Here is a 14,965-nt window from a genome sequence, read left to right as displayed (position 1 = left end):
AAACCATTGTCATCTAAAGATAAAAGCCCGAAAGAAACGCCATTAATGAAGCAATACAATGAGATTAAAAGGAAGTATCCTGATGCTTGTTTATTGTTTAGAGTAGGAGATTTTTATGAAACTTTTGGGGAGGATGCTATTCGTGCTTCAAAAATTCTTGGTATTACATTGACAAAGCGAGGCGCTGGCTCAGAAACAGAAACGGCTTTGGCAGGTTTTCCTCACCATTCTATAAATACCTATTTGCCGAAACTTGTAAAAGCAGGACTTCGAGTAGCCATTTGTGATCAACTTGAAGATCCAAAAATGACTAAAACTATTGTCAAACGAGGTGTTACAGAATTAGTGACTCCAGGTGTTGCAATGAATGATGAGGTTTTACAATCTAAATCCAATAATTTTTTAGCGTCAATTTATTTTGGAAAAAAGCAATTAGGTGTTTCTTTTTTAGATGTTTCAACTGGAGAATTTTTGACGGCTCAAGGAAATGAAGAATATATCGATAAGTTACTTCAAAATTTTAGTCCAAGTGAAATTCTAATTCAGAAGAACAATCGAAATCAATTTAAAGAAAATTTTGGAGAAGATTTTAACACATTTTATCTTGAAGATTGGGTTTATCAAGAAGATTATGCTTTTGAAACATTGACCAATCATTTTCAAACCAATTCATTAAAAGGTTTTGGAATTGAAGAATTACAAGATGGAATTATAGCTTCAGGAGCGATTTTATATTATTTGTCAGAAACTCAGCATAATCGTGTTCAGCATATTACAAGTATTCAAAGAATTGCCGAAGATGCTTATGTTTGGATGGATAGATTTACAATCCGTAATTTAGAATTATATCATAGTTATAATCCTAATGCTGTTACGCTTTTAGATGTAATTGATAAAACGCTTTCGCCAATGGGTGGACGTTTGTTGAAACGATGGTTGGCGTTGCCTTTGAAAGATGCTAGCAAAATTAGAAGTCGTCATGAAGTGGTTACTTATTTGAAAGAAAATCAAGAAATACTTCAAAAAATACAATATCAAATAAAGCAGATTTCCGATTTAGAACGATTGATTTCTAAAATTGCAACAGGAAAAGTTTCTCCAAGAGAAGTAATTTATTTGAAAGAATCTTTAGATGCAATAATTCCAATAAAAACATTGGCTTTAGAAAGTAAGCAAGAAGCAGTAAGAATAATTGGTGATAGTTTTCATAGCTGTGATTTACTTCGTGAAAAGATAAAAACAACCTTAAATCAAGATGCGCCAGTTGCTATTTCAAAAGGAAATGCTATTGCAACAGGAGTTCATGCCGAATTAGATGAATTAAGAAATATTGCCTTTTCTGGTAAAGAGTTTTTAGAAGGAATTGAAAAAAGAGAATCTGAAGCTACAGGAATTTCATCTTTGAAAATATCGTTCAATAATGTTTTTGGATATTATATTGAAGTAAGAAATACCCATAAGGATAAAGTTCCTGCCGAATGGATTAGAAAGCAAACATTAGTAAACGCTGAACGATACATTACAGAAGAATTAAAAGAATACGAAACCAAAATTCTTGGTGCCGAAGAAAAAATTCATCAAATTGAAAGTCAACTTTTCGAACAATTAGTCAATTGGATTGCTACATATATAAAACCAGTTCAGTTAAATGCTAATTTGGTTGCTCAGTTAGATTGTTTGACTTCTTTCACGCAATTAGCAATTGAGAACAATTATGTTTGTCCAATTATAGACGAAACTTTTGAATTAGAAATTACCAACGGTCGTCATCCTGTTATTGAAAAGCAATTACCAGTTGGAATTCCTTATATTGCTAATGATGTTTATTTAGATAGAGAAACTCAGCAACTAATTATGATAACTGGACCAAATATGTCGGGTAAATCAGCTATTTTGCGTCAAACAGCTTTGATTGTATTACTTGCTCAAATGGGTTGTTTTGTTCCGGCAGAAGCGGTTAGAATGGGAGTTGTCGATAAAATATTTACTAGAGTAGGAGCAAGCGATAATATTTCGATGGGCGAATCTACTTTTATGGTAGAAATGAACGAAACAGCTTCTATTTTAAATAATATTTCGGATAGAAGTTTAGTGCTTTTAGATGAAATTGGTCGAGGAACAAGTACGTATGATGGAATTTCTATAGCATGGGCAATTGCAGAGTTTTTGCATGAAAATCCTGCTCGACCAAAAACACTTTTTGCAACGCATTATCATGAATTGAATGAAATGAGCGAAATGCTTCCGAGAATTCAAAATTACAATGTTTCGGTAAAAGAGTTAAAAGATAATGTTCTTTTCATAAGAAAATTAGTAAAAGGAGGCAGTGCACATAGTTTTGGAATTCATGTAGCTAAAATGGCTGGAATGCCACAAACAGTAATTCAAAAAGCTCAAAAACTATTAAAGAAATTAGAAAAAGACCATTCAGGAGACGCTTTACATGGAATAAAATCCGCTAAGGATGAAATGCAATTGAGTATTTTTAATTTAGACGACCCATTATTGGAGGAAATTAAAGAAGAAATCCTTGGATTAGATATAAATACCTTAACTCCTGTAGAGGCATTAATGAAACTTAATGAAATAAAACGAATGTTGCTAAAAAAGTAACAAATAGGTTTTCAGTAGGTTATGTTTTTGTGAAGTTTTTTTTATAAAAAACGTTTGTATAATTGAATTTTAATATTACATTTGCATCCGCAATACGGAACAAGTGTTGTAGTTCATACAAAATCTGATAATGCGAAAATAGCTCAGTTGGTAGAGCGCGACCTTGCCAAGGTCGAGGTCGCGGGTTCGAGCCCCGTTTTTCGCTCAATCACCTATACGCTCGGATGGTGAAATTGGTAGACACGCTGGACTTAAAATCCAGTGAACAGTAATGTTCGTGCGGGTTCAAGTCCCGCTCTGAGTACTAAAGCTTCAAACATAATGTTTGGAGCTTTTTTGTTTTAATTTGATTCTGTTTTTAATTGATATGGGTACTTTTGTTATTAGTAAAAGATTGAATGGGTATTACAAATATGAATTTACTTCTAGAAAAGGTAAAGCAATTTTGCTAAGCAATGATTTTGAATTACGTTTTGAATGTGAAGAGAATATCGAATTGCTAAAAAAATCAGTGGCTAACTTGTTTTTTATGAAGTTCAAATCAAAAAATGGCAAGCTGTATTTTAAAATCATTTTAAATGAAAAAGAAATTGCTGTAAGTAGAAAATATACAACGCAATTATTGATGGAGAAAGGAATATCAGAAATAGAACGTTCTTTACATAACTCTGAGGTTCTTGATTTTTCAAATCAAAATGATATTTTTCCTCCTGCTGAAGAAATCTTCGGGTCAATTTAAATATATTAAGCAAAAAAAAGCTCTGCAATGCAGAGCTTATTTTTTGCTTAATTAGAAGCTGGGTTCTAATTATTTTTTAGCTGGAGCTTCAGTAGCTGGAGCTTCAGTAGCTGGAGCAGCAGTTGTATCAGCTGGAGCAGCAGTTGTATCAGCTGGAGCAGCAGTTGTATCAGCAGGAGCTTCAACAGCAGTTGTATCAGCAGCAGGCTCAGCAGCGTTTTCTGATTGTTTACAAGATACTACAGTTAATGCAGCGATAACAGCTAAACTTAAAAATACTTTTTTCATCTTAATTTAATATAAAAGGTTAATTATTAATTCGGAGCAAAGATATAAATTTTTTTAATCGAAAAAACTTTTATTCAACTTTTTTTTAAAATTCTCACTTTGAATTCCATCATTTACTTTACAAATTTCGTGCCAAACTATAAATTTAGCTAAAATTATTTTTTCTTTGCTGGTTGTATGATTTTCAATTCGTTAATGATGTTTTTTGCTCCAGCATACTTATCTATAATAAATAGAATGTATCGTGAATCAACCATTATGTTTCTACAAATGTCTGGAGAGTAATAAACATCACTCATAGTTCCTTCCCAAACTCTATCAAAATTCAAGCCAATTAAGTTTCCATTTTTGTCTAAAGCCGGACTTCCTGAATTTCCTCCAGTAGTATGATTAGTAGCTATGAAACAAACAGGTATTTTACCATTTACCCCATAAATACCATAATCTTTGGCATTGTACAAATCAATTAGTTTTTGTGGTACATCAAACTCATAATCACCAGGAACATATTTTTCCATAACACCATCAAGAGTTGTAAATGGCTCATAATATACTGCATCATTCGGTTTGTATCCTTTAATTTTTCCGTAAGTTACACGTAAAGTGCTGTTGGCATCAGGAAAAATTCGAGCCGATTTTGGACTTAACTCTAAAATGGCTTTCATATAAGTTCTTTGCAAAGCAATGTTTTTCAAATTCAACTCGTCATATTTTGGAGATACATTTTTAGTAAAGGCATCCGCCATTGATTTTATAACTTGATATCCTTTATCAGCATTCATTTTTTCAATAACTGTTTTAGAATCTCCTTCAAGTAATGACCTAAATTTTTCTAATGATGTTAACTTTGAATTTGCAAAAACATCAGTCGTTAATTGAGATGCATTAATGTTGTGCAAACTTTCAGGTAAAAACTGTTTTGGAGATTTAGTTGCGTACAAATTGATTAATTGCTCAAATACATTTTTATCAACTTCTGCATTATAATCTTTATAAAAATCTCCAATTCCGCTTGAAAGTGTGTTTTTTCTATCTGTAAAAGATTGTTCTCCTTTAGTGTTTAAAATTTGTTCCAATTGGTATAATTTATATCCAACAGAAAGTAATTCAGTGTTTCTTAAAGCAACTTCAGAAAAATAATCTCTTGCTAAAGCATAGTCTTTAATTTCAGTATAATTTTTTTCAAATTCTGATAATAAATTTCCGTATTCAGCTTGTTTACCAGCTTTTGCTACTTTTTGTTGAAAGTCTTTTTCAAATTTTTGTTTGGCAGCAACCGCATTGGCTTTTTTCAAACCTTTAGTTTCTCCCATCCATTTTTTCCAATAATTAGCAACAGAAGCATATTTTGCTGCATATTGAATTTTGATGGCTTGATCTTTTCGCATAAAACGATCTTGCACTTTCAAAGCCGCATCACGAATTTCAACTTTTGCAGGATTCAATGTTTCAACAATTTGATTAACGGCTACCGATGGTAAATATTCTGTAGTTCTTCCCGGATAACCCATAACCATTGTAAAATCGTTTTCTTTTAAACCTGTAATGGAAATTGGAAAGAAATGTTTTGGTTTGTATGGAACATTATCAGCTGAGTAAGCTGCTGGACGATTGTTTTTATCGGCATAAATTCTGAATAGAGAAAAATCTCCAGTATGTCTTGGCCAAACCCAATTGTCTGTATCCGAACCAAATTTACCAATCGAACTTGGTGGCGCACCAACCAAACGTACATCTTTATAGCTTTCTACTACAAATAATAGATATTGATTTCCGTCGTAAAATGTTTTTACACGATTTTCTTGCCAAGCTTCTTTAGGAGAATTTTTAACTAATTCCGAAATGTTTTGTTGAATTTTCTTTTGTTTTTCAGCTTCTGAAGTCAAACTTGCAATACCTTCTATTATTTTGGAAGTTACATCTTCAATTTTTACCACAAAAGTTACTTCCAAATCTTTGTTTGGCAATTCTTCTTCCATTTTGTAAGCCCAAAAACCATTGGTTAAATAGTCATGTTCAACTGTTGAATGACTTTGAATATTATCAAAACCACAGTGGTGATTGGTCAAAATCAATCCTTTGTCCGAAATTACTTCAGCAGTACAACCTCCATCAAAATGAGGAACGGCATCTTTCAAACTAGATTGGTTTATAGAATAAATTTGTTCGGCAGAAATTTTCATTCCTAAGGTTTTCATTTCGCCTTCGTTCATTCCTTTTAACATCGATGGAATCCACATTCCGCCTTGTTGCGCTTGCGTTTGAATGACAAATAATAAGAGTAGTAGTTTAAAATATTTCATAAGTTAGTGTAGTTTGTATTTTAATAATTTGCGATTATGAATTTCAAATTCGTTGGCAAGATACAATTTTTGTGTGTTTTCATTGTGATGTTCTACTTCAAGATAGAGCAATTTTAACGATAATTTAGGGATTTGTTCTTTTATAAATTGCAACGTTTTGGCTCCAATTCCTCTTCCTCGTGCAGTTTCTTTAAGGTAAAGTTCGTCTATAAAGGCAATTCTTCCTTGGTATTCAAAACTAAAAATAAAAGTAAGAATTACATAGCCAACTAATTCATCTTTAGAATAAATCAGCCAAGCTTTACCAAGATGTTCGTTAGCAATAAACTCTTGAAATAATTTTTTAGAAACTTCAACGTCAATTGGATAGTTATCAATGGCATAGAAATCTTGCATCATTGTTATGATGGTTTCGATTTGGGATGGTTCTAAATTATTATAATGAATCAATTATTTAATTTTTGATAGTAGTTCTTTAACTCTTTCAATTACAAATTCAGCTTTTTTATCAAAATACATCATTTTAAAATCTTCAGAAAGTGTACTTCCGCCATTATCATTTTTTGCTTCTTCAAAAGCTTCTTCAAAATATTTGTCTCTTTTCTTTAACCAATTTCTTTGTTCGTTTTGAAGTTTTCTTTTTTGCGAAGCATTTAATTGATTTTTGAGTTTTTTATATGATAAATTAAGTAATACATCTGCTTCATTATAAAAAGTGATGGCACAAGTTTTCATGTCAAGTCCAGAATCTAGACAATTTTGATACTTAAGTTCGCAAGCTTTTACTTCATCAAATGTTTGAGCATTTAAACAAAATGAAAAAATTAAAAAGTAAAAAACTAAAGTCTTCTTCATATTATATGTTTCAAAATAACATCTGTTGCTCCTTTATTCATTTGCACAAAAGTCGAACAAATATGTCCTTTTTCATGGCGAACATCTTCGTTGGAAATTAAATTATCAAAGGCTTCGTTCAATTCGTTTTGGTTTGATATGGAAATACAACCTTCTTGATGAACCAAAGCGGTGGCTTCTGCAAAATGCGAATAATTTGGACCAATAATTATCGGAACACCAAATGTTGCAGGCTCTAAAATGTTATGTACGCCTGGATTTCCAAATCCGCCACCAACGTAAGCAATATCTGCGTAGGAATATATTTTAGTTAAAATTCCGATGGTATCGATAATGAAAACGTTGAAATTTGATAAATCAATAGTACTTTTTTCAGAAAATAATACAGAAGTTTTTGTTATTTGGGATTTAAGATTTGAGATTTGTTCTGCTTTTATATTGTGTGGTGCGATGATAAATTTAATTTCATCTGATGCATTATTAATATAATTGACCAATAAATTTTCGTCTTTTGGCCACGAACTTCCTATTATAATTGTGGTTTTGTTGTTTTTAAATTGTTCTATAAAATCTAATGAATTGTCTCTTTCTAAAATCGAAACTACTCTATCAAATCGCGTATCACCAGAAATTTTTACATTGTTGAAACCAATACTTTGAATCAAATTTTTTGAACTTTCATTTTGTAAAAAAAAGTAGTCGAATGTTTTTAATGCATTTCTGTAAAAACCTCCGTACCATTTGAAAAAGGCTTGTTTTTCTCTAAAAATTCCTGAAATTAAGTAGGTTTTTATTTCAAGTTTCTTTAATTCATTTAGATAATTGGGCCAATATTCATATTTAATAAAGAAAACTAGTTCTGGATTTATCGCTTTTATAAATTTCTGAGCATTCGATTTTGTGTCTAATGGCAAATAAACTGTAGCATCGGCAACCGTATTGTTTTTTCTTACTTCGTAACCTGATGGAGAGAAAAAAGTAATTACTATTTTATGGTTAGGATATTGAACTTTTATTTTTTCAATAACTGGTAAGCCTTGTTCGTATTCTCCTAATGATGCTGCATGAAACCAAATAGTTTTGTCGGTTGTATTGATTTTGCTTTTTAAAATTGAAAAAACTTCTTTTCGACCATCAACAAAAAGTTTCATTTTCGGACTGAAAAGTGCCAATAGTTTTACAACTTGTGAAGCAAAAATTATAATTAAATTGTATAGAAAAAGCATTATCTAATTTTAGTTGGGTAAAAATAAGATTTTTTGCCACAGATTTTACAGATTAAACGGATTTTCACAACTAAATTTCTTTTGAAAATCTGATTTTGCAAAAGACAAATGCTACATAGCCCTGATTGGAGAGGAAATCCTTTTTTCAATTGTTGCCTTCGAGTGCCTCAGGCAACAATTGAAAAAAGATTGTAACGGAAAGCAGGAAAAAGGAAACCAAAAAAAGCCCGAACCATTCGCTCCAAATAATAAGAAATGTTATACTTTTGTATTTCAAATTTTTTAAGATGAAGAAATTACAAATGGTTGACTTGAAAGGTCAATACGAAAAAATAAAAGAAGAAGTGAATGCTTCTATTCAAGATGTTTTAGAAAATAATACATACATAAACGGACCTTTGGTTCATCAATTTCAGAAAGATTTAGAAGATTATTTAGGTGTAAAACACGTAATTCCTTGTGCAAACGGAACCGATGCGTTGCAAATTGCCATGATGGGATTGGATTTGAAACCTGGCGATGAGGTAATCACAGCCGATTTTACGTTTGCGGCAACTGTTGAAGTGATTGCATTATTACAATTAACTCCGGTTTTGGTTGATGTGGATATGAATAATATGAATATTTCGTTGGATGGAATTCGTAAAGCAATTACTCCTAGAACTAAGGCGATTGTTCCGGTTCATTTGTTTGGTCGTGCGGCTAATATGGATGCGATTATGGAAATTGCAAACGAACATAACCTTTATGTAATTGAAGATAATGCGCAAGCAATTGGAGCCGATTATAAATCAAAAGATAGTTCTAAAAAGAAAGTAGGAACGATTGGTCATGTTGGAGCGACATCTTTTTTTCCATCTAAAAATTTAGGTTGTTATGGTGATGGTGGAGCAATTTTTACAAACGATGATAAATTAGCTCACACATTACGAGGAATTGTAAATCACGGAATGTATGAAAGATACCATCACGATGTTGTAGGAGTGAACTCGCGTTTGGATAGTATTCAGGCTGGAGTTTTGAAAGCGAAATTGCCACATTTAGATACTTATAATAAAGCACGTCAAGATGCTGCTAGGAAATATTCTATTGCGTTGAGTGTAAATTCAAATATTTGGGCACCATTTATTTGTGAAACTTGCGATTGCCATGTTTTTCATCAATATGTTATCAGAATTATGAATGGAAAGCGTGACGGCTTGTTAGCACATTTGCAAGAAAAAGGAATTCCGTGTGCGATTTATTATCCAATTCCGTTGCACAGTCAAAAAGCGTATGCCGATTCAAGATACAAAGAAGAAGATTTTCCAGTAACAAATCAGTTATGTAAGGAAGTTATCGCTTTGCCAATGCATACCGAATTGGACGATGAGCAAATTAAATTTATAACTGATACAGTTTTAGAATATTTAAAATAAGAAAATAGAGAATAGAAAATAGAGAATAGACATAAGTGCTAAAATCTATATTCTATATTCTATATTCTATTATCTCAAAAAAATGAAAATAGTAGTAACAGGAGGTTTAGGTTTTATAGGTTCTCACACCGTTGTTGAATTACAAAACGAAGGTTTTGAGGTTGTAGCCATTGATAATTTATCGAACTCATCGGAAAGTGTTTTGGATGGTATTGAAAGAATTACTGGTAAAAAACCAATTTTTGAAAAAATGGATTTGCGTGATAAAACGTCGGTTCAAAATTTCTTTAAAAAACATAATGATGTTGCTGGAGTGATTCACTTTGCTGCATCAAAAGCTGTTGGAGAAAGTGTCGAAAATCCTTTGTTGTACTACGAAAACAATATCAACGCATTGGTTTATGTACTTCAGGAATTGAAAGAGTTGTCTAACCCGAATTTTATTTTTAGTTCTTCTTGTACTGTTTATGGTCAAGCCGAAATAATGCCAATTACTGAAGATGCTTCTGTACAACCTGCCGCTTCACCTTATGGAAATACCAAACAAATTGGCGAAGAAATCATCACTGATGTTGCAAAAGTGACCAATATCAATTCTATTTTATTACGTTATTTTAATCCAATTGGATCGCATCCGAGTGCGGAGATTGGTGAATTACCTTTAGGAATTCCTCAAAATTTAGTTCCGTTTATTACACAAACTGCTATTGGAATGCGTGAGAAATTATCTGTTTACGGAGATGATTATCCAACACCTGATGGAACAGCGGTTCGTGATTATATTCACGTTGTTGATTTGGCTAAAGCGCATGTTGTAGCCTTGAAGCGTTTGTTGAGCAAACAAAATTTAGATAAAGTTGAAACTTTCAATCTTGGAACAGGAACAGGAAGTTCAGTTTTAGAAGTTATTACTGCTTTTGAAAAAGTTTCTGGGCAAAAACTGAATTACCAAATTGTAGGTAGAAGAGAAGGAGATATAACTTCAGCTTATGCAAACACTGATAAAGCTAATAATGTTTTAGGATGGAAAGCACAATCAACTTTAGAAGATAGTTTGGCTAGTGCTTGGAAATGGGAACAGAAGATAAGAAGCTAAATATTATACATTTATACAAATAAAAAATCCTCATAAATTTTATGAGGATTTCTTTTTTTTACTTCTTAGCGGCTTCTTTAAGTTCTTTGCCAGCTTCATCAAGTTTTTCTGCATCTTCTTCAAGAGCTTCACCTTCCTTAGCTTGAGTAGTGTCAATTACTTCTTCTGTTTTTTGTGCAACAGTGTCAATTTTTTCACCAATTTCTGTTCCTACAGTTGGTTCACCTTCTACTTTTTTGTCTCCGCAAGACACCATCACAACAGCCATAAATGCTAATGCTAAAATTGTTTTTTTCATTTTTTTAAAGATTAAAATTAATAACAATTTCAGTAATACAAATTAGATGCCAAATAGTTTAAATAATGCTTAAAATTATTTTTTTGTGGCTTCTTGAACTTTTTTTGCTCCTTGTTCTACTTTTTCTGCACCTTTTGCAATTATTGCTTTAGCTTTTTCACCAACTTTAGAAGAGTCTAAAACTTTTTTAGCTTTTACTTTTGCAGAATCAGCGGCTTGTTTTAAATCAGCTCCAACGGCTTTTGAAGCTTCTTTTACTTTTTCTTTAGTTTCTTCCTTGCATGAAATTAACAGCGATGCAAAGGCTAAGGATAAAATTATTTTTTTCATAACTATTTAATTTTTAATAATACATTAGGGTTAGGACAATTATTTTTATAAAAACTTAATTTATTTTCAGAACAAACTCCGGGATAATCACCTGTTTTGCCTTCAATATCTAAAATGATTTGAAAATGTAAATGTGGCGCATAATCTCCATTTATTGGTGGTAAACCTAGATTTGCAATTTGCTCTCCTTGAGTCACCTTTTGACCTATTTTTTTATCAAATAAACTGTCTTCACTAAGATGACCATACAAAGTGTAAAATTTGAATTCGTTTATTTCATGTTCCAAAATTATTGTTGGACCATAATCGCCCAAAGCAGTGTTGTTTTGAAAACTATGTATTGTACCATCTAAAGCAGCATGAATAGATGCTTGTTTGTTAATCCATAAATCTAAACCTATGTGAATGTTACGTTCTTCGGTATTTTCGTTTTTAAAAACCGTACTTCTTTTATATAAGTTTCTGGTTTCTAAATAACCACCAAAAGCAATTTTTGCATTGTTTCTATCTAAGTGATTCTGAATAAAAACTTCATAATCGGCTGCAGTTTCAAGTTTATGATTATTCAATTCTGTGTTTGAAACAGATAAATCTAAAGCAACATAATCGGAATAATCAATGCTAGGCTCGATTACTTTAGCTGATTCTAAATGAGATAAAAAGTCTACAAAATTTTCCATAAACTAGTTGTTAAGCAGAAATAGTTTCTACTTCTCTATCAATTTTATTTACTAATCCGACCAATACTTTTCCTGGACCAACTTCTGTAAAACTTGTTGCTCCGTCTTTTATCATTTGTTGAACCGATTGAGTCCATTTTACAGGAGCAGTTAATTGGATGATTAGGTTTTTCTTAATCTCGTTAGCATCTGAAACCGCACTAGCAGTCACATTTTGATAAACCGGACAAATTGGAGTTGAAAAAGTAGTTGCTTCAATTGCTGCAGCTAATTCTTCTCTTGCGGGTTCCATCATTGGAGAATGAAATGCTCCACCAACAGGCAAAATTAAAGCACGTTTTGCTCCAGCTTCTTTCATTTTTTCACAAGCCAATTCTACAGCTTTGTATTCTCCAGAAATAACTAATTGTCCAGGACAGTTATAATTTGCTGCTACAACTACGCCATCAATTGAAGCACAAATATCTTCTACGATTTTATCATCTAAATTTAAAACGGCTGCCATTGTTGATGGAGTAATTTCACAAGCTTTTTGCATTGCAATTGCTCTTTGTGAAACCAATTTTAATCCGTCTTCAAAAGATAAAGCTCCATTGGCAACTAATGCAGAAAACTCGCCTAATGAATGTCCAGCTACCATTTCTGGACAAAAATCTTCCAATATTTTAGCTAAAATTACCGAATGTAAAAAAACCGCTGGTTGGGTTACTTTTGTTTCTTTTAATTCTTCTGCAGTTCCTTCGAACATAATATCTGTAATTCTAAAGCCTAATATGTCATTTGCTTTTTCGAATAATTCTTTTGCTACTGCTGAGTTTTCATATAAATCTTTTCCCATACCTGAGAATTGTGCACCTTGACCTGGAAATATGTATGCTTTCATAAATGTAGTTTAAAAGTTTAAAAAGGTTAAGAGTTTAAAAGTATTACCCAAAACTTTAGCAAAAATAACATTTTTATTATAATTCAATTGCATTTATAATTTCTAACAATTGATTCTTTAAATCTTCATTTGTGATTCCTTTTTCAGCATCAAAATTATCATTGAAACTTGGCAAAGAAAAACTTCCTTTGACAACAGCGCCTTGAAAAGGAAAACGATTTTTTGCAATTTCTAAAACCGAACTTCCGCCACGTGGTCCTGGTGAAGTTGCTAGTAAAAGCACTTGTTTTTCTTGAAATGTTTTGGCATTGATTCTCGAAGTCCAATCAAAAATGTTTTTAAAAGCAGCTGAATAAGCACCATTATGTTCTGCAAACGAAATCACTATAGCATCTGCCGTTCCTAATTTAGCATAGAAATCTTGAGCTAATTGAGGAATTCCGTTATCCTTTTCTTTGTCTACCGAATAAATTGGCATTTCGAAGTCATTTAAATCTAGAACTTCTACTGTAGCATTTTTAAATTGATTAGCAGCATAGGTTGCTAATTGTTTGTTAATTGAAGCCTTACTTGACGATGCTCCAAAAGCGATGATTTTTTTCATAGTTTATTTTTTTAACCAGTTACCTAATATTTTCCCCAAAAAAGGAAGCAAAACAAAAACCATTAAAGGAACTAAAATTCCAGTCATGATTAATGTTTTTAAAGGTAGCGGTAAATTTTTAATGTAATCTCCAATTAAAAGAGAAACTAGTGTAATTGTTGGATAAATTGCTATCCAAACCATTACAGCAAACTTCCATCTAGGTGGTTGTTTCATTGTTTATAAAATAGGTTAGTGCACCAGAAGGGCATTTTTTTATAGTTTCAATAATTTTTTCAGTAGTCGAATTTTCTGCAATAATCCAAGGTTTTTCTTTGGGTTTGAAAACATCTGGATTGTTTTTTACACATTCAGCTGCGTGTTTGCATAAACCATTTTTCCATACAATGGTAACTTCGCCATTAGTATATTCTTTTGTTAAGTCGTTTGAATTCATAATTGATTTTTTAAATTATAAAACGTCTCTAAATTCAGGAGTTTTGTCAAATACACTTTTAGCAAATGGACAAAGCGGAATAATTTTAATTCCTTTTTCACGAGCATATTCTACTGCTTTTACAACCATTTTTTTACCAAAGCCTTTAGCTTCATTTCCGGGATTAACTTCGGTGTGGTCGATGATAATTTTGTCATCGCCTGCAAAAACAAAAGTCATCATGGCTTCATGTTTCCCATCAACATCAATATAAAAAACACCGTTTTTGTCATTGATTTTTAATTGTACTTCGTTCATGATTTTTAATTTTTAAAAACTTCAACATTCGTTACTCAAAATTGAATATTCAACATTTTTAACTTGGAATATTCAATAACGAATTTTGAATGTTGAAATCTGCTATTTATTGTTCCATCGGAATTTCCATCACTAAAAACTTCGCATCTGTATTTGCTTTAATTTCAATTTCAGAAGTTTCCCAAATTCCAATTGCGTCTCTTTTTTCTAGTTTTTCGCCATTTACTTCAATTTCACCTTCAATATTCATGATGTAAAATCCGTTTCCTTCTTTTTTAAGAGAAAGTTTTTTAGAAAAATCTTTGTCAAAATCACTCAAGTAAAACCAAGCATCTTGATGAATCCAAACTCCAGCATCATCGGCATTTGGCGAAAGGATTTGTGCAAAATTATTTTTTTGTAATGATTGGTCTAATGTGATTTGTTGGTAACGTGGTTCAACATTTCTGTATTTTGGAAACAACCAAATTTGAAATAATTTAGTATGTTGGTCAGCATTCGGATTGAATTCGCTGTGCTGAATTCCTGTTCCTGCACTCATAACCTGAACATCACCTGTTTTGATGGTTTCAGTATTTCCCATGCTGTCTTTGTGCGCCAAATCACCTTCTAATGGAATAGTTATAATTTCCATATTGTCGTGTGGATGAGTTCCAAAACCCATTCCAGCGGCAACTGTATCATCGTTTAAAACGCGTAACATTCCAAATTGAACTCTATCTGGATTGTACCAACTTGCAAAACTAAAACTATGATAAGCATTCAACCAACCATGATTGGCGTGACCTCTTGAATCTGCTTTGTGTAAAACTATATTTTTCATATCGTTATAAATTTAGTAATTATTATGATACAAATTTACAGCGATAAGATTCGTGAAGCACTTAATGTAGATTAAG

At 31.9% G+C, this 14,965-nt stretch carries 18 protein-coding genes and 2 tRNA genes; 6 read left to right on the top strand and 14 right to left on the bottom strand.

From position 1 onward, the window contains the following. The first annotated feature begins 45 nt into the window (after positions 1-45). The 4 genes from mutS (at position 46) to ABD766_RS04130 (ending at position 3,352) form a co-directional block, all read left to right on the top strand. Entirely contained in the window at positions 46-2,613 is a 2,568-nt protein-coding gene (mutS, locus tag ABD766_RS04145; RefSeq protein ID WP_425556568.1) for a DNA mismatch repair protein MutS, read from the top strand. A gap of 132 nt (positions 2,614-2,745) precedes the next feature. Next, a tRNA-Gly gene (locus ABD766_RS04140) sits at positions 2,746-2,818 on the top strand. 13 nt (positions 2,819-2,831) lie between these two features. Then, positions 2,832-2,917, top strand: a tRNA-Leu gene (locus ABD766_RS04135). Between the two features lie 63 nt (positions 2,918-2,980). Next, positions 2,981-3,352: a DUF1508 domain-containing protein gene (locus ABD766_RS04130; RefSeq protein WP_298305737.1), complete on the top strand. Its 372-nt coding sequence runs from the start codon at positions 2,981-2,983 to the stop codon at positions 3,350-3,352. A gap of 69 nt (positions 3,353-3,421) precedes the next feature. Here the strand turns inward: ABD766_RS04130 and ABD766_RS04125 are convergent, their stop codons facing one another. From ABD766_RS04125 to ABD766_RS04105, 5 genes are all read right to left on the bottom strand, one after another. After that, on the bottom strand, positions 3,422-3,640 hold the full coding sequence (locus ABD766_RS04125; RefSeq protein WP_344815507.1) for a hypothetical protein: 219 nt from the start codon (positions 3,638-3,640) through the stop codon (positions 3,422-3,424). 155 nt (positions 3,641-3,795) lie between these two features. Then, positions 3,796-5,943, bottom strand: coding sequence for a S46 family peptidase (locus ABD766_RS04120; RefSeq protein ID WP_344815506.1), 2,148 nt, complete (start codon positions 5,941-5,943; stop codon positions 3,796-3,798). A gap of 3 nt (positions 5,944-5,946) precedes the next feature. Then, positions 5,947-6,393 (bottom strand): GNAT family N-acetyltransferase, encoded by a 447-nt coding sequence (locus ABD766_RS04115; protein ID WP_344815505.1) that lies wholly within the window; start codon positions 6,391-6,393, stop codon positions 5,947-5,949. Further along, positions 6,394-6,798, bottom strand: coding sequence for a lysozyme inhibitor LprI family protein (locus tag ABD766_RS04110; RefSeq protein ID WP_344815504.1), 405 nt, complete (start codon positions 6,796-6,798; stop codon positions 6,394-6,396). Then, positions 6,795-8,024 carry a 3-deoxy-D-manno-octulosonic acid transferase gene (locus ABD766_RS04105; protein ID WP_344815503.1) on the bottom strand — a complete coding sequence of 410 codons (1,230 nt, stop codon included), beginning with the start codon at positions 8,022-8,024 and terminating at the stop codon, positions 6,795-6,797. Before ABD766_RS04105 ends, ABD766_RS04110 begins: the two co-directional genes overlap by 4 nt. 287 nt (positions 8,025-8,311) lie before the next feature. On the opposite strand from ABD766_RS04105, the gene ABD766_RS04100 reads away from it, so the two are divergent. Next, positions 8,312-9,442, top strand: coding sequence for a DegT/DnrJ/EryC1/StrS family aminotransferase (locus ABD766_RS04100; protein WP_344815502.1), 1,131 nt, complete (start codon positions 8,312-8,314; stop codon positions 9,440-9,442). A gap of 82 nt (positions 9,443-9,524) precedes the next feature. Continuing rightward, complete coding sequence (gene galE, locus ABD766_RS04095) at positions 9,525-10,538, top strand: UDP-glucose 4-epimerase GalE (protein WP_344815501.1); 1,014 nt, start codon at positions 9,525-9,527, stop codon at positions 10,536-10,538. A 58-nt stretch (positions 10,539-10,596) separates the two neighbouring features. Here the strand turns inward: galE and ABD766_RS04090 are convergent, their stop codons facing one another. From ABD766_RS04090 to ABD766_RS04050, 9 genes are all read right to left on the bottom strand, one after another. Beyond that, positions 10,597-10,836, bottom strand: a complete 240-nt coding sequence (locus ABD766_RS04090) for a hypothetical protein (RefSeq protein ID WP_344815500.1) — start codon at positions 10,834-10,836, stop codon at positions 10,597-10,599. A 75-nt stretch (positions 10,837-10,911) separates the two neighbouring features. Beyond that, positions 10,912-11,166 (bottom strand): hypothetical protein, encoded by a 255-nt coding sequence (locus tag ABD766_RS04085; RefSeq protein ID WP_298305719.1) that lies wholly within the window; start codon positions 11,164-11,166, stop codon positions 10,912-10,914. Positions 11,167-11,168: 2 nt separating this feature from the next. Beyond that, complete coding sequence (locus ABD766_RS04080) at positions 11,169-11,846, bottom strand: peptidoglycan DD-metalloendopeptidase family protein (protein ID WP_344815499.1); 678 nt, start codon at positions 11,844-11,846, stop codon at positions 11,169-11,171. Between the two features lie 10 nt (positions 11,847-11,856). Continuing rightward, on the bottom strand, positions 11,857-12,729 hold the full coding sequence (gene fabD / locus ABD766_RS04075) for an ACP S-malonyltransferase (RefSeq protein ID WP_344815498.1): 873 nt from the start codon (positions 12,727-12,729) through the stop codon (positions 11,857-11,859). A 76-nt stretch (positions 12,730-12,805) separates the two neighbouring features. Further along, positions 12,806-13,333, bottom strand: coding sequence for an NADPH-dependent FMN reductase (locus ABD766_RS04070; RefSeq protein WP_344815497.1), 528 nt, complete (start codon positions 13,331-13,333; stop codon positions 12,806-12,808). Positions 13,334-13,336: 3 nt separating this feature from the next. Beyond that, positions 13,337-13,549 (bottom strand): putative antibiotic biosynthesis monooxygenase, encoded by a 213-nt coding sequence (locus ABD766_RS04065; protein WP_298305707.1) that lies wholly within the window; start codon positions 13,547-13,549, stop codon positions 13,337-13,339. After that, the gene (locus ABD766_RS04060) at positions 13,533-13,769 is read right to left on the bottom strand and encodes a (4Fe-4S)-binding protein (protein ID WP_344815496.1); all 237 of its coding nucleotides are present in this window, start codon (positions 13,767-13,769) and stop codon (positions 13,533-13,535) included. Before ABD766_RS04060 ends, ABD766_RS04065 begins: the two co-directional genes overlap by 17 nt. 15 nt (positions 13,770-13,784) lie before the next feature. Next, a complete protein-coding gene (locus ABD766_RS04055) occupies positions 13,785-14,066 on the bottom strand; it encodes a GNAT family N-acetyltransferase (RefSeq protein WP_344815495.1) in 282 nt (93 codons plus the stop codon). Between the two features lie 106 nt (positions 14,067-14,172). Continuing rightward, positions 14,173-14,889: a pirin family protein gene (locus ABD766_RS04050; protein WP_344815494.1), complete on the bottom strand. Its 717-nt coding sequence runs from the start codon at positions 14,887-14,889 to the stop codon at positions 14,173-14,175. Between the last annotated feature and the right edge of the window lie 76 nt (positions 14,890-14,965).

It is taken from the genome of Flavobacterium cheonanense, from assembly GCF_039539185.1.
GTDB lineage: Bacteria > Bacteroidota > Bacteroidia > Flavobacteriales > Flavobacteriaceae > Flavobacterium > Flavobacterium cheonanense.
The sequence above is the reverse complement of the archived record's forward strand: the minus strand, read 5'-3'. Positions and strand labels throughout refer to the sequence as shown.